The sequence below is a fragment of the Paenibacillus sp. FSL H8-0457 genome, from assembly GCF_038051935.1.
Taxonomy (GTDB): domain Bacteria; phylum Bacillota; class Bacilli; order Paenibacillales; family Paenibacillaceae; genus Paenibacillus_AQ; species Paenibacillus_AQ lautus_A.
The window spans coordinates 6,232,069-6,251,841 of the sequence record NZ_CP150293.1 but is presented as its reverse complement, the minus strand read 5'-3'; the positions used below and the strand labels follow the sequence as shown (position 1 = coordinate 6,251,841).

General features: G+C 52.6%; 16 protein-coding genes and 1 riboswitch. Of the genes, 12 read left to right on the top strand and 4 right to left on the bottom strand.

Going from position 1 to position 19,773, the window contains the following annotated elements:
- Nucleotides 1-228: 228 nt before the first annotated feature.
- The 6 genes from xylA to MHI43_RS28220 all read left to right on the top strand — a co-directional run bounded on the left by xylA (nucleotide 229) and on the right by MHI43_RS28220 (nucleotide 7,946).
- Nucleotides 229-1,545 carry a xylose isomerase gene (xylA, locus tag MHI43_RS28245; protein ID WP_015737501.1) on the top strand — a complete coding sequence of 439 codons (1,317 nt, stop codon included), beginning with the start codon at nucleotides 229-231 and terminating at the stop codon, nucleotides 1,543-1,545.
- A 32-nt stretch (nucleotides 1,546-1,577) separates the two neighbouring features.
- Entirely contained in the window at nucleotides 1,578-1,742 is a 165-nt protein-coding gene (locus MHI43_RS28240; protein ID WP_155989897.1) for a hypothetical protein, read from the top strand.
- Nucleotides 1,743-1,762: 20 nt separating this feature from the next.
- Complete coding sequence (gene xylB / locus MHI43_RS28235) at nucleotides 1,763-3,259, top strand: xylulokinase (protein WP_036663855.1); 1,497 nt, start codon at nucleotides 1,763-1,765, stop codon at nucleotides 3,257-3,259.
- Between the two features lie 268 nt (nucleotides 3,260-3,527).
- Complete coding sequence (locus MHI43_RS28230) at nucleotides 3,528-4,151, top strand: bifunctional 4-hydroxy-2-oxoglutarate aldolase/2-dehydro-3-deoxy-phosphogluconate aldolase (protein WP_036663857.1); 624 nt, start codon at nucleotides 3,528-3,530, stop codon at nucleotides 4,149-4,151.
- A gap of 157 nt (nucleotides 4,152-4,308) precedes the next feature.
- Nucleotides 4,309-6,696, top strand: a complete 2,388-nt coding sequence (locus MHI43_RS28225) for a YcdB/YcdC domain-containing protein (RefSeq protein ID WP_341283186.1) — start codon at nucleotides 4,309-4,311, stop codon at nucleotides 6,694-6,696.
- A 107-nt stretch (nucleotides 6,697-6,803) separates the two neighbouring features.
- Nucleotides 6,804-7,946 carry a transglutaminase domain-containing protein gene (locus tag MHI43_RS28220; RefSeq protein WP_015737497.1) on the top strand — a complete coding sequence of 381 codons (1,143 nt, stop codon included), beginning with the start codon at nucleotides 6,804-6,806 and terminating at the stop codon, nucleotides 7,944-7,946.
- 73 nt (nucleotides 7,947-8,019) lie between these two features.
- On the opposite strand, the gene MHI43_RS28215 is transcribed toward MHI43_RS28220, so the two are convergent.
- Nucleotides 8,020-9,471: an amino acid permease gene (locus MHI43_RS28215; protein WP_015737496.1), complete on the bottom strand. Its 1,452-nt coding sequence runs from the start codon at nucleotides 9,469-9,471 to the stop codon at nucleotides 8,020-8,022.
- A 113-nt stretch (nucleotides 9,472-9,584) separates the two neighbouring features.
- Nucleotides 9,585-9,764: riboswitch (Lysine riboswitch) on the bottom strand.
- 119 nt (nucleotides 9,765-9,883) lie between these two features.
- Complete coding sequence (locus MHI43_RS28210) at nucleotides 9,884-11,014, bottom strand: virulence factor (RefSeq protein WP_015737495.1); 1,131 nt, start codon at nucleotides 11,012-11,014, stop codon at nucleotides 9,884-9,886.
- Between the two features lie 356 nt (nucleotides 11,015-11,370).
- Between MHI43_RS28210 and MHI43_RS28205 the strand changes: the two genes are divergently transcribed.
- The 4 genes from MHI43_RS28205 to MHI43_RS28190 all read left to right on the top strand — a co-directional run bounded on the left by MHI43_RS28205 (nucleotide 11,371) and on the right by MHI43_RS28190 (nucleotide 17,088).
- Nucleotides 11,371-12,723: a cytochrome ubiquinol oxidase subunit I gene (locus MHI43_RS28205; RefSeq protein ID WP_015737493.1), complete on the top strand. Its 1,353-nt coding sequence runs from the start codon at nucleotides 11,371-11,373 to the stop codon at nucleotides 12,721-12,723.
- Nucleotides 12,720-13,751 carry a cytochrome d ubiquinol oxidase subunit II gene (locus MHI43_RS28200; RefSeq protein ID WP_015737492.1) on the top strand — a complete coding sequence of 344 codons (1,032 nt, stop codon included), beginning with the start codon at nucleotides 12,720-12,722 and terminating at the stop codon, nucleotides 13,749-13,751. The genes MHI43_RS28205 and MHI43_RS28200 overlap by 4 nt, the downstream gene beginning before the upstream one ends.
- A gap of 234 nt (nucleotides 13,752-13,985) precedes the next feature.
- The gene (locus tag MHI43_RS28195) at nucleotides 13,986-15,017 is read left to right on the top strand and encodes an MBL fold metallo-hydrolase (protein WP_015737490.1); all 1,032 of its coding nucleotides are present in this window, start codon (nucleotides 13,986-13,988) and stop codon (nucleotides 15,015-15,017) included.
- A 445-nt stretch (nucleotides 15,018-15,462) separates the two neighbouring features.
- The gene (locus tag MHI43_RS28190) at nucleotides 15,463-17,088 is read left to right on the top strand and encodes an ATP-binding cassette domain-containing protein (RefSeq protein WP_015737489.1); all 1,626 of its coding nucleotides are present in this window, start codon (nucleotides 15,463-15,465) and stop codon (nucleotides 17,086-17,088) included.
- 121 nt (nucleotides 17,089-17,209) lie between these two features.
- Here MHI43_RS28190 and MHI43_RS28185 read toward each other — a convergent pair whose 3' ends face one another.
- Nucleotides 17,210-17,398, bottom strand: coding sequence for a hypothetical protein (locus tag MHI43_RS28185; protein ID WP_009594046.1), 189 nt, complete (start codon nucleotides 17,396-17,398; stop codon nucleotides 17,210-17,212).
- Nucleotides 17,399-17,620: 222 nt separating this feature from the next.
- Between MHI43_RS28185 and MHI43_RS28180 the strand changes: the two genes are divergently transcribed.
- Nucleotides 17,621-18,496: a cation diffusion facilitator family transporter gene (locus tag MHI43_RS28180; protein WP_036663860.1), complete on the top strand. Its 876-nt coding sequence runs from the start codon at nucleotides 17,621-17,623 to the stop codon at nucleotides 18,494-18,496.
- 108 nt (nucleotides 18,497-18,604) lie between these two features.
- Here the strand turns inward: MHI43_RS28180 and MHI43_RS28175 are convergent, their stop codons facing one another.
- Nucleotides 18,605-18,949 carry a hypothetical protein gene (locus MHI43_RS28175; protein WP_009594133.1) on the bottom strand — a complete coding sequence of 115 codons (345 nt, stop codon included), beginning with the start codon at nucleotides 18,947-18,949 and terminating at the stop codon, nucleotides 18,605-18,607.
- 188 nt (nucleotides 18,950-19,137) lie between these two features.
- Here MHI43_RS28175 and MHI43_RS28170 point away from each other — a divergent pair, with 188 nt between their 5' ends.
- Entirely contained in the window at nucleotides 19,138-19,716 is a 579-nt protein-coding gene (locus MHI43_RS28170; RefSeq protein WP_015737487.1) for a hypothetical protein, read from the top strand.
- The last annotated feature ends 57 nt before the right edge of the window (nucleotides 19,717-19,773 follow it).

The window sequence follows — 19,773 nt, the reverse complement described above, 5'->3', positions numbered from 1 at the left end:
CCGGTCGGCGATGTCTTCATCCGAATGTGGAGGAAGGGTGTACCCTGGATTAGACGTGGAACATGTCCTTTGCCGCAGAGCGAAACCGTCACAACGGCAGGCGGAATCGCTCTTGAAAAACTTGTAAAGGAATAACTTTGTTTAACCAATAGACAAAGTGATGGAGCTGTGATAGGATAACCTTGTAAGCGTTAACCACACCTTAACAAGGTATAGGAGGATTTATTCATGGCCTATTTTAACAACATTAGCAAAGTCGAGTACGAAGGCAGCAAATCGACCAACCCTTATGCTTTTAAATTTTATAATCCGACAGAAGTCGTAGCCGGCAAAACGATGGAAGAGCATCTCCGTTTCGCGATGGCTTACTGGCATACATTGACTGCAGGCGGCTCCGATCCGTTCGGTGCCGACACGGCGGTTCGTCCTTGGGGCAACTACTCCGGCATGGACCTTGCCAAAGCACGCGTTGAGGCAGGCTTTGAATTCATGGAGAAGATGAACCTTCCGTATTTCTGCTTCCACGACGTGGACATTGCGCCGGAAGGCAGCAGCCTGCGCGAGTTCTACAGCAACATCGATACGATCGTGGACTCGATTGAAGACCACATGAAGTCCACCGGCAAAAAATTGCTGTGGAACACGGCCAACATGTTCACGAATCCTCGTTTCATGCATGGTGCGGGCACTACGTGCAACGCCGATGTATACGCTCATGCGGCAGCGCAAATCAAGAAGGGCCTCGAAGTAGGCAAACGCCTCGGCGCCGAGAACTACGTGTTCTGGGGAGGCCGTGAAGGCTACGAGACCCTGCTGAACACGGATATGGGCCTTGAACTGGATAACCTGGCGCGCCTGTTCCATATGGCGGTGGATTACGCGAAGGAAATCGGCTTTGACGCTCAGTTCCTGATCGAGCCTAAACCGAAGGAGCCGACTAAGCACCAATATGACTTCGATGCGGCTACTACGATTGCATTCCTGCAGAAATACGGTCTCGACAAGCATTTTAAATTGAACCTCGAAGCAAACCACGCCACGCTGGCCGGTCATACCTTCGAACATGAGCTTCGCGTAGCACGCATCAACGGCATGCTCGGTTCCCTCGACGCGAACCAAGGCGATATGCTTATCGGATGGGATACGGACGAATTCCCGGTTAACATCTATGACGCTACATTGACGCTGTACGAAGTGCTGATGAACGGCGGCCTCGGCCGCGGCGGCGTGAACTTCGACGCGAAGGTTCGCCGTCCATCCTTCGAGCCGGAAGATCTGTTCCATGCGCACATCGCTGGTATGGATACTTACGCAAAAGGCTTGAAAGTGGCAGCGAAGCTGATCGAAGACCGCGTATTCGAGGACTTCATCGCGAAGCGCTACAGCAGCTTTAATGAAGGCATCGGCGCTGACGTCGTATCCGGTAAGGCTACGCTGGCTTCCCTTGCGGAATACGCGCTGAACAACGAGTCCCCTCGCAAAAACGAGTCCGGACGCCAAGAAATGCTGAAGGCGATTCTGAATCAGTACATTCTTGCGAATTAATTCATAACGGTACGGGTGTTTAAGCTTGTTCCATGAAATCCAAAACCTTCACCGGCTCCCTCCAGGGATGCCGGTGTACTTATTTCAAACCGGAAACGATGGCGCGAGCGATGGTCGGCAGTCATTGGAGGCATGCCCCGGACCAGACGATGCGTCTAGGGGAGAATGCCAACGATGTTTTCATGTTCGGTTCATGAGGAGACAAAGGAGGATATAGATGAGTTACGTTATCGGAGTTGATTTGGGGACCAGTGCCGTGAAGACCGTGCTGGTGGACCGCAGCGGCACGGTGGTTGCCGAGCATTCGGAGTCATACCCGCTGAGCCAGCCGAAGCCCGGTTACAGCGAACAGCGGCCGGAGGACTGGGTGGACAAAACGGTATTGTCGTTACGACAATTAATGAAAGGAAACAACATACATCCATCCGAGGTTGAGGGATTGAGCTTCTCCGGCCAAATGCATGGTTTGGTCCTGGTAGACGGAGAGGGCGCCGTGCTGCGGCCGGCGATCCTGTGGAACGACACCCGGACAACTGCGCAATGCCGCCGCATCGAGGAGACCTTGCAGGAGAAGCTGCTCGGCATTGCACGCAATCGCGCGCTGGAAGGCTTCACTCTGCCGAAGATTCTCTGGGTTCAGGAGTTTGAGCCGGAAGTGCTCGAACGGGCTGCCCTGTTCCTGCTGCCTAAGGATTACGTGCGTTTCCGCTTGACCGGACAATACGCGATGGACTACTCCGATGCAGCCGGCACGCTGCTGCTGGACGTGGCCGGGAAATCCTGGAGCACCGACATTCTGGATGCTTTCCAGTTGCCGCACACCTTATGCCCGCCGTTGGTCGAATCCTTCGACGAATGCGGCACGCTGCTCCCCGAGATTGCGGAGCAAGCCGCTCTGCTGCCGGAGACGAAGGTATTTGCCGGCGGGGCGGACAACGCCTGCGGCGCTATCGGCGCCGGCATTCTCGAAGAAGGGCAGACGATGTGCAGCATTGGTACATCGGGCGTGGTGCTGTCCTATGAGGAGCGCCGTGAGGTGGATTTTGAAGGAAAGGTCCATTTCTTTAACCATAGCGAGAAAGACGCTTATTATATCATGGGGGTAACCCTCGCAGCGGGATACAGCCTGACCTGGTTCAAGGAAACCTTTGCTCCGGATGTTTCCTTTGACGCGCTGTTAAGCGATATTGGGAATATCCCGGTAGGCAGCGGCGGGCTGCTGTTCACGCCGTATATTGTCGGCGAACGCACGCCCCATCCGGACGCCACCATCCGCGGCAGCTTCATTGGCATGGACGCCGGGCATAAGCTGCCTCACTTTGCGCGTTCGGTACTCGAGGGGATCACGTTCTCTCTCCGCGAATCCATCGATATCCTCCGGGCATCGGGCAAGCAGATCGACCGCGTGATTTCCATTGGCGGCGGAGCCAAGAACGAGACCTGGCTGCAGATGCAGGCGGATGTGTTCAACGCGGAAATCGTGAAGCTGGAAAGCGAGCAGGGCCCGGCCATGGGCGCGGCGATGCTTGCAGCTTACGGCTGCGGCTGGTTCCCAAGCCTTCAGGACTGCGCGAAGGCGTTTTTGCGTCCGGCACGCTCGTATTCTCCAAACCCGCAAGCGGTTCAGGCCTATGACAAATTGTTTGGACTCTATCAAAGCGTATACGGAGCCACGCGTGAACTTGGCGCGGAGCTGTCCGAATTCCGCGGATAACCTACAGATGTTGAAGAGCAGGTCGGGAAGACATTCTCCCGGCCTGCTTTTTTTGCGTGAACGCTCTGGACCGCATATACTTGAAGCAGGTTGAAGTCATAAGCAGGTTACGCCGGGGAATGAGGGTCGACCCTCTTCGATGGGAACCGGTTTGGATATCGATTTTCAGGTTCCCTTTATTGGATGGCCTGTGATCATTGTGTAACATCTGCGGCCAATCCGATTAAGGATGGCGCGGAAAGTGTAAAAAAGAGATGGGGGGACGTCAATGAAACTGACAGCCGAACTGAAACGCGAGAAAATCGTTGCTATCGTGCGCGGCATTACAAAAGAACAAGCGGGCTTCGTGGGGGAAGGGTTGGCCCGGGGCGGAATCCGGTTTATGGAAGTGACGATGAATACGAAGGGCGCTTTACATATGATTCAGGATTGGCGCGCCCGCTATGACGGTGACGTGTATGTCGGCGCGGGTACCGTCCTAGATGTGGAGATGGCCAAGGAAGCGGTCTCTGCCGGAGCCCAATTCCTGATCTCGCCGAACACGGATCTTTCCGTCATCGAATTTGCCCTGGAGCAGGGAATCGACGTATGGCCCGGGGCGATGACGCCAACGGAGATCGTTGCGGCGTACGCCGCCGGGGCGGAGATCGTGAAGCTGTTTCCTATGGCAAGCCTCGGCTTGTCGTTTATCCGGGAGCTTCAGGGCCCGCTGAATCACATTCCGCTGCTTGCCACGGGCGGAGTTACGCTGGGCAATCTTCCGGATTATTTTAACGCAGGCGCGGCAGCGGTGGGTTTAGGGAGCGCGCTGCTTCCGAAGGATACGCTTGCGTCCGGGAATTCGGACGAGATCCAGCGCCGTGCAGCGGCTTTCGTGGAAGCGGCGAAATAGTTACACTTTGTTCATCCTTAACCACGCAGGTTATGTTTTGGAAGCTTACTACATAAGGAATATATAGACAAGTTATGGTATTATTTAGGTAGCTTGGTTATGTCATTGCTGCCGTGTACAGGCACTTGTTGAGGATAGCATCGTGTGTAAGTAATGCATGGTTAGGTTCAAGAAATGGAAGGGAGCGAATCAAGTGAATTCATCGGGGAAGAAGAAAGTAAGGGTAAAAAAGACCGTTTGTGCGGTTACGGCTACGGCCATGCTTTGTTTGGCGCAGCCGGTATGGGGGGATAATTCCGTTCCGGGCAGCGGAGTCGCTGTATCCGAAACGGTAACTTCCGTCGACAACAGTGGTCAAGCCGGTTCCGAAAGCGTTACGGATAACGAAATACCGAAGGGTGCAAAAATTTCGTCCAAACAGGCGGAAGAAATCGTGAAGAAGGCTTTTCCTGAACTCAAGAATGTAAAGGTGTCGAACGTGCAGTTCCTGGAGAATGACGACATGAGATCAAGTGCGCTTGCATGGGATCTGCAATTGGTGCTGACCAAAGGGAACTCAAGCTCCGGCTTCAATGCCCAGGTCAATGCGGTTACGGGTGAACTTATTCATATCTATCTCCCTAACTCTTTGTTGAAGCAGGATAGCGACAAACCGGCGTTAACCCGGGAAGCAGCCAAGGAGAAGGCGCTGAAATGGATCAGCACCCACGTGTCGGACGTGAAGGCAAGCGAGCTTAAGGAGAATGAAGCGTATCTCGGTATGCAAGCTGTTTTGTTCAGTCCGCCCCGGTTTGATTTTTATTTCCAGACCTCGGTGAACGGAATTGAATCGGATGTGAACAGCATTACGATCACGCTGGATGGACAGGGCAATACGATTCAATATTCCCGCAATCAAGTCAGTGAGGAGTTTCCTTCATCTACGCCGAAATTGAACGAGGCCTCGATCCGCAAATTGTTTGAAGATCAATTCCAAGTATCCTTGGCCTATGTGCCGGAAAATTTATATAACAATGCCAAAGGCGAATATTTTTTAGGTTACATACCTAATGATCTGTCAGGTTATTCAATGGATGCCAATACCGGCAAATTCATCAGTTTCACGGGGGAAGAGAGCGGGCTTGTCTCCGTTGAGGACGGCACGATTCCGGCAACCGAAGAAACCTTTAAGCCGATCGCGGGTCCATTCGCCGGCGGTGATGCGGCAGCCCGATGGGTGGAGTCGCAGATCAAGCTGCCGTCAGGCTTGAAGACAGAATCCAAGAGTCTGGGTACAAGATGGAACAACAAAGAGGTTAAGACGTGGAACATCAGATGGGGCGAACATGCGATCTCCGCCATGGGCGGAGGAGAGATGGTATCCGCCGAGGTGGACGCCAAGACCGGACAGATCTACTCGTACAACCGATATCGTTATGACCGGACCGAAACTGCGGAAGTGAAGAACCCGATTTCGCAGCAGGCTGCGCAGGATCTTGCTTTCAAGACGGTAATCAAGCTGGTGCCCAATGCTTCCGAGGAATGGAAGCTGACATCGGTTGATAAAATGGGTAAGGACACGAAAACCCTCAACTATCAATTTTCATTCCAGCGCTATGTCGGCGATATTCGCGTCATGGGCGATTCCCTGAACCTCACGATTGAGGCCAACGGGCAAATCCAGGGCTTTAGCGTGAATTCGGAAGGCGTCCTCTCCAAGCTGCCAACGGACGTAAAGCCGGCCATTACCGAGGAGCAGGCAAGAGCGCAGTATTTGAAGGAGATTGACCTGAAGCTGAAATACGGCTATTACGGCGGTTACCTGTCTGCCAATAATGAAATCACCAAGCCTTTCATCAAGCTGATTTATTATCCGACACATAAACAGCAGGCTTTAGGCGGCATGCAGGTACCGCTCGATGCCAAGAGCGGAGAATGGCGCGATATCATGCCGGAAATGAACCGGAAGGATATTCCGCCAGTGACTGACGCGGCGGGGCATTCAGCCGAAGCGGCTCTCAAGGAGCTGGTGAAATATCGGGTATTGGTTCCGGACAAGGACGGCAAGGTGTACCCGGATCGTCAGATCACCCTTGGAGAATGGTATCAGCTGGTAGCGGCTTCGGTTAGCCCGTCCTACGAGCAGGTGTACGGAAGATCCACCATGGATCCGTACGCGGGCCTGCAGCCGGACCATCCGTATTACCAGGCCATCCAAGTGCTGATCGGGCAGAACTGGATTCCGTATGACCCGGACAGCCCGCTGCAGCTGGACCGTAAGCTGACCAGGGATGAACTGGCAAGCTCGCTGACCCGGATTTTGAATTACGAGAAGCTGTCCAAAGCCTTTATTCTTCCAACCGATGTGCAGGGGATATCCGATGCCGACGCCGTGACGAACAAAGGCGCAGCCCTGATCGCGCTCAAGCTGGGACTTCTTCCGGCGGTGGATGGCAAGTTCCTGCCTAATCGCGAAGTGACGCGCGCGGAAGCGGCTGAGGTTCTGGTCCGTATGTCGAAGCTGGCGGGACGAAGCGATTCCTTCTTGTCCTCATTCTATTGGTAGTATTTAATATTCGTGCCCGGTCGACAAAACTAGAACCCTTAAGCCCTGATGTTATGTGTTACAATGATGGTGCATACGGATGAGGAAGATGAAGGGCGGGTGTACCGATGAAACGAAGCCGAGGAACGATCGTTAAATTACTGTTCATAGGGACTTTGGCGGTAACCGTTGCAGCAGTACCAGAACCAGCTAATCTCAGTGATGTCTATGCCACTTCCAACAAAGCGGTCGTGAAGTCGGTCCATGCGATACAGCAGAAACTGCTGACAGCGATGAGCGACAGGCAATCGACGGTGCGTTTTGTTTACCAGGGCGAGACCAAATCGCTGAAATCGCAGCTAAAAGACGCACTTGATCAGGCGATGGCCAGTGATCCTTATATCCATTACACCATTGCCAGCTATAGCTACGACTATCGTGGAACATCCAGTTCCGCCAATGTTACCGTCCGGTTGAGCTATCGCGAGACCGCGGAGCAGACGAACTACGTGAACCAGCATACCGACCGCATTTTGAAGCAGATCATCAAGCCGGGCATGAATGATCATGAGAAGGTGAAAGCCATCCATGATTGGGTTGTCCGCAACTTGAAATACGATACGACGCTTACGAAATATACGGCCTATGACGGGCTTTACACGGGGAGCACGGTATGCCAGGGTTATTCTCTATTAACGCATAAGCTGCTGAAGGAAGCCGGGATTCAGAACAAAATCGTGGAGGGTACGGCTTACGCCTCCGACAATCCAGAGGGCCAGCTCCATGCCTGGAATCTGGTTCTTTTGGACGGCAAATGGTACCACCTGGACACGACGTGGAACGATCCCGTTCCTGATCGTGACAACGAGGTATCCTACACGTATTACCTCCGAACGGATGAGCAGATGGGCCGGGATCATACCTGGGTGAAATCCTATCCGAAGGCGAATACGCTTTACCGCAACACGCTGGCCGGGCTGGCCGCGAAGGATCGTTCGAAAGCGGGATCATATGAAGCGATTAAGAAGGATCTGGAGTATCAGTTATACGATGCCCGCGCCATCGTCAGCTCCCACCTTCAGCTTCAGCCGCTGGTGAAGGCAGCGAAGGCGGAAGGCAGCCGTAAGCTGGTATTCCGGTTTGACGGGAGCGAGCGAGAGCTTGTGAGCGTGCTCCAGCAGCTGCAGTTAAAGAACAATCTGGGGTCCATCAAGTATTATCACAATGCTTTTGAAAACACGGGTGATCTTAGAGTGCAGATCATATGGTAGACGTCCGTGCCAAATGAAAAACAGCTTCCTCCCAACAACGGGAGGAAGCTGTTTTTTTGCATGTTCGTCTTTATTATGATTTGGCATCCGTGCTCAAATCGCACTCATCCAATGGCACGATGCGGCTCTTCTTAATCAAGCGGTAGCCGAACCAGATGGAGAGGAACAACGGAATGCTGACATACGTGGCAATGATCGTTAACCAGTCGATCTCCCCGCTGAAATTGCCTTGACCGATAATGGCCACGAGACAGAGCAGGAAAGCGAAGATGGGGCCGAAGGGGAACCAGCGCGCACGGAAGGGAAGATCCTTCAGGTCCTTGCCTTGGGCAACGTAGGCTTTGCGGAAGCGGTAATGACTCACCGCAATCGCCAGCCAGTTAATGAATCCGCACATCCCGGAGGCGTTAAGAAGCCACACGTAAACGACGCCATCGCCGAAGAAGGAGGCCAGGAACGCCAGCATGCCCACGGCGGAGGTTACGATCAGGGCTGCAACCGGCACGCCGCGGCTGTTCAGGCGGCTCAGCCATTTCGGAGCCATGCCCTGCTTCGCCATGGCATACAGGACGCGGGTCGAGGCATACATCCCGGAGTTGCCGGCAGACAGCACGGAGCTGAGAATGACCGCATTCATTACGGAAGCCGCAAACGCAAGGCCGGCTTTCTCAAACACCAGGGTGAATGGGCTGACACCGATATTGTCGACCCCGGATTGAAGCAAGCTCGGATGGGTGTACGGGATCAGCATGCCGATAACAAAAATGGCGAAAATATAGAAGATCAGGATGCGCCAGAAAACCTGACGAATGGCTTTGGGCACATGTTTTCTCGGATTCTCGCTTTCGCCAGCGGCTACCCCGATCAGCTCGGTTCCCTGAAAGGAGAAGCCTGCAGCCATAAACACGCCGACCAGCGCGAAGAATCCGCCGTGTACCGGCCCGTCGCCTAGGCTAAAGTTGCTGAATCCGACCGCTTCGCCGCCAAGAATGCCGAAAATCATCATGACGCCGATGATAAGGAAAACAATGACAGTCGCTACTTTAATGATAGCAAACCAATATTCCGATTCGCCGTATCCTTTGGCGGATAGAATGTTTAAGCCGAACATAATCGCCAGGAACAGAAGGCTCCACAGAAATGACGGGCTGTCCGGGAACCAGAACTTGATTATAACCGTCGCCGCCGCGAGTTCGGCGGCAATGGTAACGGCCCAGTTGTACCAGAAGTTCCAGCCGACGGCAAATCCGAAGGCGGGACTGACAAACCGGGAGGCGTAGGTGCTGAATGAGCCGGAATCCGGAAGATACGTAGCGAGTTCGCCCAGGCTGGTCATCAGAAAGTAAACCATGAGGCCTACGGCGGCATACGCGATAAGCGCTCCGCCCGGACCGGCAGAGGCGATGGCCGTTCCGCTTGCCAGGAACAGGCCCGTACCGATTGATCCGCCAAGGGCGATCATCGTCATATGACGGGCTTTAAAGCTCTGCTTAAGCGAAGCAGCCGGTGCTTTTTTGCGATTCAAGGTCGAACACTCCTTCTATACATTAAGAAATGATATTTAAAATATACCCTGTTAGAACAAAAAGACCGCAGGTCCTATACCTGCGGTCTTGATCGTATCCGCATCATACCCTCCATGAAGATAGCACAACACGGGGAAATCCCCGTGACAGTTCCGTCTCTTTCGACAACGGCCCCAGCACAGGATACAAGAGGATACCCTGCACTTCGGCATTCATGCCTTTCACTGTGCTTCACCGGCTTCTCTTTGCCTCGGCACAACTACTGATCATGTCTGCAACCTCTACCTCATCTTGGAATGATGAGGCTATCTGTATATTCAATTTCTAACAAGAGAGTCCTAAGTATAAATCACATTCCATGTCAGAAGCAATGGTTAATTTTTACGGTTCAAGGCGGTTTCCGCCGAGCGATTACGATTGATTCCGTTTAGCCATTTGCTGCCAGACGGTTCCGGCAGCTTCTTCGCCGGATTCGATGCGCTCCAGCGCCATTCGCGCCTGCAGGCTTACTTCGAATTCCGGATCGTTGGCAGCTTCTTCAAGGGCGGAACGCGCTTCCTCCGTACCGACTTCATACAGGAAGCGGGCTGCACGCCAGCGAACGATCTTGCTGCTGTCTTTGAGCGATTCGACCATGACCGGGGTAGCGGCGGCATCGCCGATATCGGACAAGGTATCTCCAGCGGTACGGCGAACGGCCGGCGTTTCGTCGCGCATGGCTTCATACAGGAGCTCCATCGCTTCAGGCGTCCGAAGGTCGCCCAAGTACACGACGACGAGCCGGCGGATCTGCATCTTCGGATCCCGAAGCGCTTTGCGAAGCAGCGGAATGTGTTTCTCCGTCGGCTCCAGCGCATCCAGCGCGGCATAACGTACGCGCCAGTCCTCATCCTGCATCGCGGCCTCGGTTTCCTCGTCCGTCAGCTTCCGGCGCTGCTCGACGAAATCCTCGTCGCTGGCACCGTGGGCAATCGCCTGGGCAATGACCTTATCGAGGCGCTCCTGCGGGAATGCGGCTTCCAGCTCCTGCTCCACGTCACGGGCGATGTCTTCCAGCTGGCCGTAGCGTACGCCGTACTCCTTGAGTTTGCGTTCCTTGATAAGCGTCGAAGTCCCTACGGCGGCTACGGCTTGGGAGAAGCGCTCCGACAGACCGATACGTTCTTCCTGATTCCCGCTTTTGACACGAATTTGCATCGGAATATTGCGGAAATATTGCACGAACACCTGGGCTTCCCCAAATGCGATATCATCCGCGCCTTCCTTGAGTCCGGCGGCGAGTCCCTCCTGGCCGAATATTTCTTGAACGGCTCCCAGAATGGAAGGCCAATCGGCGTTGCCTTTACGGTCGAGCGCGATGAAATCGAGGGTGTGGAACACGCTCTTTACGCCAGGGATATGGAGCAGCTGTCTGATCCAGGGAGGAGCCGACCGTTCGTTGTCTAGTGTATATGTTCTGCGAATTCCGGACTCCAGGGTTTCGTCAAGATGAAGCATCATGGAGTTCGGGCTCGGGGTTGGTTCAATGAATGTAATTTTCATGGGTTTTTATCGCCTCCTTATCCTCTTATTGTACCTCTTTTCCATGCCGGAAAAAACATCATGCACAGGATTCCAACAAATTGACCGGACTTTGGATAAAAAGAGGAAGGGTTTGTAAAACTGATAATGTTGGATGGAATTCATTCATGTTTTTCAAAGAATTACGGCGAAGGGCGGCACCCCTTGCAGGAAGTCCGAAATACATAAGGGAGGCTAGGCTGTCGATGTACAGGAAGCAGGAGAAAAAGCTTGCGATTCTATGTTTTATCGTGGCGGCCATTATGCTGTACGGAGCCGTGAAAGGATATTTGCGCTACATGCATCATTTTGGATAACACACCCGAGGAGTGAACCTGATGTCATCACTGGATCCAGTACTGATGAGCCGGATACTGACCGGACTGACCCTGTTTGTACATATTGTTCTGGCAACCATCGGCGTCGGGATTCCCATTATGCTGGCTCTGGCGGAATGGAGGGGGATTCGGACGGGGGACGACCATTATACCTTGCTCGCTAGGCGCTGGGCGCGGGGATATGTGATTACCGTGGCTGTTGGCGTCGTGACAGGAACCGCTATCGGCTTGCAGCTCAGCCTGCTGTGGCCCACCTTTATGCGCGTAGCCGGTAAAGCCATTGCGCTGCCGCTGTTCATGGAAACCTTCGCTTTTTTTGTGGAGGCGATCTTTCTTGGCATTTATCTCTATACGTGGGATCGGTTCAAAAACAAATGGACCCACTTGCTGCTGCTAATTCCCGTGGCGATCGGCTCCTCCGCTTCTGCATTCTTTATCACGAGCATGAATGCATTTATGAACCAGCCGCAGGGCTTTGAGCTGGTGGACGGGGTATTTACGAACGTGAATCCGTTCGTGGCCATGTTCAATCCGGCGACGCCGACCAAGGTGAGCCATGTGCTGGCGTCGGCGTTTACGACAAGCGCAGCGGCGCTGGCCAGCATCGCGGCTTTCAGCTTACTTCGGGGAAGCAGGCACGTCTATTTTAAGAAAGCGCTGAAGCTTACCGTCGTTTCCACCTTTGTTTTTGCCGTGGCCACCGTGATGATCGGTGACTTTTCCGGCAAATTCCTGGCCAAATTCCAGCCCGAGAAACTGGCGGCAGCCGAGTGGCATTTTGAAACGATGAGACAAGCCCCGCTCATTTACGGCGGCTTTCTGGATGAGAATAACGAAATCAAGTATGCGTTAAAGATTCCGTACGCGCTTAGCATACTGGCAGGGAACAGCCCCAGTACGGAGGTCATCGGCCTGAATGAATTTCCAGAGAACGAGAGACCGCCGATGTCCGTGCATTATTTTTTTGATTTGAAGGTGACCAGTGGCGCCGTGATCGTCCTGATTCCTCTCCTGTATATGTTCCGAAGGAAACTTCCTGGCAAAAAGCCTTACCCAAAGTGGCTGCTGCTCAGTATATTGGCTTTAGGGCCTTTATCGATGTCAGCCATATGGCTGGGCTGGTTCCTTGCCGAGATCGGAAGGCAGCCGTGGATTGTGCGGGGATATATGAAGGTATCGGATGCGGCGACCACTTCATCGAGCGTCGGCTGGATGCTGGTGCTGTTTATTCTACTGTATTTGGTCTTGTCCGTATCCGCAATCCGCGTGCTGAGCCAATTGTTCCGGAATAAAAGCGCGGAAGAGGAAATCCGGCTGCTGGGACTCGAAATCGAAGGAGGAGACCGCAAGTGAGCTATGCCATGGTAGCCATAACCGTTCTATGGACGTTCCTGTTCGGCTATTTGCTGGTGGCCTCGATTGATTTCGGTGCCGGATTCTTCAGCTTCTATAGCGTGCTTACCGGACATGAGAACAAGATCCACAATATCATCCAGCGATATCTGTCCCCCGTTTGGGAAGTGACCAATGTGTTCCTGATCTTTTTTGTGGTCGGGCTCGTCGGATTCTTTCCCGATGCCGCGTATTATTATGGTACCGCGCTGCTTGTCCCGGGCAGCTTGGCGCTAGTGCTGCTCGCCATCCGAGGCGCTTACTACGCCTATCATACGTATGGCAGCCAGACGGGCAACAATATCGTATACATGGGACTATACGGAGCGACGGGGCTGCTCATTCCTGCCGCCTTGTCGACGATATTGGCCATCTCCGAAGGCGGCATCATCTATATGGACGGCGGGAAGGTGGAGCTTCACTGGTACACGTTCTTCACGAATCCGTACACGTGGTCGGTCATTCTGCTTGCCCTTGTCAGCGTTCTGTACATCTCGGCGATGTTCCTGTCCTATTACGCGCAGCGTGCCGGGGATGAGGCGGCGTTCGGCGTGGTCCGGGGTTATGCACTGGGGTGGAGCGGGCCGACGATCCTGGCTTCGGTTTTCGCGTTTTTCCAGATCAACCATCAGAATCCGGTCCATTTTGGGCAAATGCTGGATATCGCCTGGATGTTTATCGCGTCGTTCGTCTGCTTCGTGATCGCGGTATACCTCGTGTGGAAACGCACCCGCCTTGGCATCGCATTTATCATGGTCATCCTTCAATTCGCTTTTGCCTGGTACGGATATGGTCGCTCGCATCTGCCGTACATTCTCTATGATTACATCCACATTCATGAGAGCATCACCAACGATACGATGGCCATCGCTTTGATTACCGCGTTTATTCTCGGCTTCTGCGTGCTGGTGCCTTCCCTGATCCTGCTGATGCGATTGTTTCTGTTCGATGCGAACTACATTCGCGGCAAATCCGCGAAGAAGGGGTGAGGCAAGTGGAGGACTTCGGCATTTTCATAGCACCGCTGCTCACGGTACTGGCTGCCGTAGCCTTTATGGCGATTTACGTCGTCAAGTATAAAGACCCTTCGGATTGAGGGATGGACAAAATAAATCCGGGCTGTTTCGCCAAGAATCATTCGGTGTAAAAAGAACAACAAAGCGCAAAGTTGAGCGGATAGCTCAATACGGGTAAAATACAGGGTAATGGAAGGAGGAGGCTGCATGCCAAGAATTCGCTATAACAATATCGATAACGTCAGCACGGACAAAACGCTTAAACAGTTCAAGCAGTGGCGCGACGAACGTCGTCAGAAGAAGAAGGATTATTCCTACTGCATTCCGAACCTGACGCCGGATCTTCAGTATTTGCATAGCAACCGGCACGAAACCTCCGTTACCTGGATCGGGCACGCCACGTTCTTCATTCAATACGAAGGCATGAATATTGTGACTGATCCCGTATGGGCGCGGAGAATGGGGTTTAATAAGCGCCTTGGGGAACCTGGACTTCCCATTCATGAGATCCCCCCGATCGATGTCATTTTGATATCGCATTCCCACTATGACCATATGCATGTTTCCTCGATCCGTAAGCTGTACCGTGCCGATACCACCATCATTGTACCGGTTGGTCTGCGTCGGAAAATGATCAATAAAGGCTTTCGCCGCGTGATCGAACTGCAGTGGTGGGAATCGGTCGCCATAAAAGGCGTGAAATTCTCCTTCGTGCCGACACAGCATTGGACGCGGCGCACACCGTTTGATACGAATACGTCCCATTGGGGAGGATTCGTGATGGAGCCCGTGCTGCAGGATGGAAAGACGGATTCGAGTTCTTCCGATGAATCGCCATGCATTAACGAACCCGTCGCAGAGGACGGCACCCGACTGCTTCCGCCGAATTTGTATTTTGCCGGAGACAGCGGTTATTTCGAGGGTTTTAAGCTGATCGGCGAACGGTTCAACATTCACCTCGCTTTAATGCCGATCGGGGCATACGAGCCGGAGTGGTTCATGACGTCTCAGCACGTCAATCCGGAAGAGGCGCTGCAGGCGTTTCAGGACGTGAAGGCGGAGACGATGATTCCGATGCATTACGGGACCTTCAAGCTGGCCGATGATACGGCCAGGGAAGCGCTGGACCGGATGGAAGCGGAACGAAAGCGGCTCGGGATTGCCAAGGAGCGGATTCGCGTCTTGAAGTACGGGGAAACCTTCAAGGTTCAGCCGGAACGAAGAAGCGTGACTTCGTAACGGAAACCCAAGAAGCGATTCCGATCGGCATACACACTACAGACTGCCTAAAAAGGCCCGAAAGGTCGTATAACCTTTCGGGCCCATTTATTAGTTGCTTCTAATCGTCATCGTTTTGGGCAAAATACCGACCGCTCTTGCGGCAGCAGCGCTTTTCTTAGCCAACCGCACGAGATCGTCAATCGATTCCCGGTGAAGTCTATGGTAAGACAGCGGATCCGGTCCGACTGGTTTCTTCTAAATTAATAGAAACGCCTCGGTTCTATGAAACTTGGAGAAAGGTAATCTTTGATCGTCGGCCTCCTGTGGCTGGTCAGCATGAAATGGCCCATGCAGGAGGTTATATTTGTTTAAAACCGTTTTATATCGTCCAGAAGCTTCGATAACCGTCGTACTTATGCTATAATGTGCTGAAACCAATAGTGATAAAGGATGGTAATGCTTAATGATCAGTACAAGCGGCGTAACGCTCCGCTATGGCAAACGAGCACTATTTGAAGATGTCAATATAAAATTCACCCCGGGCAACTGCTACGGCCTCATCGGCGCCAACGGGGCGGGTAAGTCTACATTTCTGAAAATCCTCTCCGGTGAGATTGAACCGAACCAAGGCGAAGTTCATATGACACCGAATGAGCGGATGGCGGTTCTGAAGCAGAACCACTATGAATACGATCAGTATCCCGTCCTGGAGACGGTTATAATGGGTCATGCCCGGCTGTACAACATCATGAAAGAGAAGGATGAGCTGTATGCGAAATCCGATTTCTCCGAAGAAGACGGCATGCGTGCGGGTGAGCTGGAAGGCGAATTTGCAGAGCTGAACGGATGGGATGCAGAGCCGGATGCGGCGGCGCTCCTGATCGGTCTCGGCATTCCACGTGAGCTGCACGATAAGAAGATGTCTGAGCTGAGCGGTAACGAGAAGGTGCGCGTTCTCTTGGCGCAGGCGTTGTTTGGCCGTCCGCATAACCTTCTGCTCGATGAGCCTACCAACCACTTGGACCTGGAATCGATTCAGTGGCTCGAGAACTTCCTGATGGATTATGAAGGCACCGTTATCGTGGTATCCCATGACCGTCACTTCCTGAACAAGGTGTGTACGCATATTGCGGATATCGATTTCGGTAAAATTCAGCTGTATGTCGGCAACTACGACTTCTGGTATGAATCCAGCAAGCTGGCGCTTGAACTTCAGCGGGATGCCAACAAGAAGAAGGAAGAGAAGATCAAGGAATTGCAGGCATTTATTCAACGCTTCTCGGCGAATGCTTCCAAATCGAAGCAGGCGACTTCCCGTAAGAAACAGCTCGACAAAATCACGTTGGAGGATCTTCGTCCTTCGAACCGTAAATATCCGTTTCTTCATTTCAAACCTGAACGCGAGGCGGGCAAGCAGCTGCTTACGATTGATGGCATCACCAAGTCGATGGATGGGGAAAAAGTGCTGGATAATGTCAGCTTTGTTGTAAACAAAGGCGACAAAATCGCATTTGTTGGACCGAACGGGATGCCGAAAACGACGCTGTTCCAGATCATAACCGGTGAAACCGAGGCGGATGCCGGTGAATACAGCTGGGGGGTAACAACAACCCAGGCGTATTTCCCAAAAGACAACTCTGCCTATTTTGACGGTGTTGATATCAACCTCGTGGAATGGCTGCGCCAATATTCCAAGGATCAGGACGAAACGTTCCTGCGCGGATTCCTTGGCCGCATGCTGTTCTCGGGCGAGGAAGCGCTGAAGAAAGCGAGCGTATTGTCCGGAGGCGAGAAGGTTCGCTGCATGCTGGCCAAAATGATGCTGAACGGCGCGAACGTGCTGATCTTCGATGAGCCGACGAACCACTTGGATCTGGAGTCCATCACGGCACTCAACAACGGCTTGATCGATTTCGACGGAACGATTCTGTTCACCTCGCATGACCATCAGTTCATTCAGACGATTGCCAACCGGATTATCGAGATTACGCCTAACGGCATCATCGACCGCAGCATGAGTTATGACGAGTATCTGGAGAGTGAAGAGATCAAGGGGCTTCGCGAAAGCATGTACCCGGTTGAAGTTTAAAGAAATTAAGCGGCGGGATGATGGCAACAAGCTGTCATCCCGCCTTTTGTTCATTAAAAATGCTGCACCTCCCAGGTATGGGAGGTGCAGCATTTTTTGGCGTGCGTTACGGATCGGCTCTTTACGAACCGCCGGTACGACGACGCTGGTTGTTTGGTTTTTTGTTGTTTTGGCTTTTCATTTTTTGCGCTGAACCGGCTTGGAATTGTCCCGGCTTGTTCGCGGATGTATTTTGCTGTTTCTTTTGTTCCAGCTTTTGCTTGATCGCATCAGCCAAATTCACTTTGCGTGGCTCATTATTCTCGGGCATAGAAATCACCCTCCTCTTCGTGTTCGCTTGTCCTCATTTTATTCGTTTTTAAATCGTCCGGCAAGGGTAACAATGATTAATACCATTTTCTACGTCCATGGTTCTTTGATCGAAGCAATTATGTTTCTCTAGACCCACACGAAAGACCTTTGCTAGGATTAAATATGGATAATGATGGATATCGCTTGAAGTCTGCACGGAGCAAGCAAAGGAGAGACGCGTATAGTGAATGCCTATGATAACATCAAACAAGGGGAGCGAGGGGCCTGGATCAGCATTGCGGCCTACCTCGTATTGTCATCGTTTAAAATATTCTGCGGATACTTGTTTGCATCCAGTGCTTTGCTCGCCGACGGTTTCAACAACCTGACGGATATCGTGGCATCGCTCGCCGTATTGATCGGGCTGCGGATTTCCCAGAAGCCGCCGGATTCCGATCATGCGTACGGACACTTGAGGGCGGAGACGATCGCGGCGCTGGTGGCCTCCTTCATCATGGCGGTCGTGGGCATCCAAGTGCTGGTTGAAGCCGTCCGTTCTTTTTTTGAAGGCTCCAAGGAAGTGCCGAATTTATGGTCTGCCGGCGTAGCCGGCATCTGTGCCGTTGCGATGCTGGGCGTATATCGTTACAATCGGAACCTTGCGCGGCGCATCGATAACCAGGCGCTGATGGCAGCGGCCAAGGATAACTTGTCCGATGCGCTCGTCAGCGTTGGGGCCGCTGTCGGCATCATCGGCGCACAATTCGGCCTGCCCTGGCTGGATACCGTGGCGGCCGTAGCGGTTGGCGTCATTATTTGCAAAACGGCTTGGGAAATATTCAGGGATTGTACCTATAGCCTCACGGACGGCTTTGATGAAAACCGTTTGTCGGATTTGCGCAGCACGATTGCCCGTACGCCCGGTGTCGAGGGAATCAAGGATATGAAAGCCCGAATCCACGGCAATCATGTATTGGTGGATGTCGTCATCGAGGTAGACCCGGATATCAGCGTTTTGGAGGGGCATCAGATCAGTGACCGAATCGAAGAGCAGATGGAGAAGATTCATAATATTATGAGCGTCCATATTCATGTGGAGCCTAAGGGATCCTCCTAAGGGATACCGAATGTGCAGGTATACAAATGGCAGGCCAAGATTCTCTTGACCTGCCATTTAACATGCCGGGGTGCATGAAGGATCATGAAGCCCGATAGCCATACACGATTACTCTACATAAATCCAAGCTTTACCGAGCCATGTATATACTTCAACCCATTCCCCGCCAAGCATGACATCGTAACGATTGCCGGTGGTGTCGAGCTTTTGCGGAGCCAAGGCACCAAGCTTTTCGCCGTTTGGAGCGTTGTAGAAGTAAGTTTTGCTTGTAAGCTCAATCATCGGCGTCGGTACGATCACGACTTCTTCAGGTTTGATGATCGGGTCTTCCACCGAGATCGGAGCCGGTCCTGAAGTGTTGGATACCGTACCGTTAATCGGATCCGCGCTTGCTACGGCGGTTAGGGACAGGGTGAGTGCTAGGGCTGCAGTAATGCTTAGTGTTTTTTTCATGGAATGATTCCTCCTTGGGACCGAAGTAGTATTTGACAATATCGTAATAACCACCATTTGGATGTTTTGAACCAAGAAAGTTGGGTACAATTCTCAAATCGTGACAAGTTTCCAGGATTCCTATATACTTTGGGGATGGGAAAAGCCCTGCTCCAGCAGGGAAATCCTTAGGGAGGAGGGATCTTTGGATGGTACGCCGAAAGAAACGAACCGGGCGATTCCTATTGGGAATACTTGTCTTGTTGCTTGTGATCATCGGTGCGGCAGTCTGGTTTGTTTATCCTACGCAATCCCTGGACATGCGCTATCGATCCGTTGATTTCAAGGACAAATTGATGACCATGGTGTCGAACCGGGATACCCGCATGAAACTAAGCACGGAGGAAGTCGGGGAACTCAGCAAGAAGAACATGGTGAAATATATGAGCACGCATAACCTTGGCGTCGATATAACCGGTGCCGATTTCGTAATGAACGGTACCACCATGACAGCCCGCATGAACGGAAAATGGGGCGTATTGCCGTTTGGAGCCGTCCTGCGCTTCCAGATGTCAGCCGAGGGAAGCTATCTTCACCTGACGCATGAATCGACAACGATTCGTGGCGTTGAGATTCCGCTGAATGTGTTCCGGCTTGACCCCATTCAAATTTCGCTGAAGGACTATTTGCCGGATTTGGTAACCGTGAAGAATGTTAAGTTTCTGTCCGATGGCCTGGAATTGAACTTTACGATGGATTGGATGTCGATTCCTTCGTTGTTTAAGTAAAACAAGAGAATCGGCTAAAGACTCAGACAAGGAAATGATGTCTGGGTCTTTTTGCAT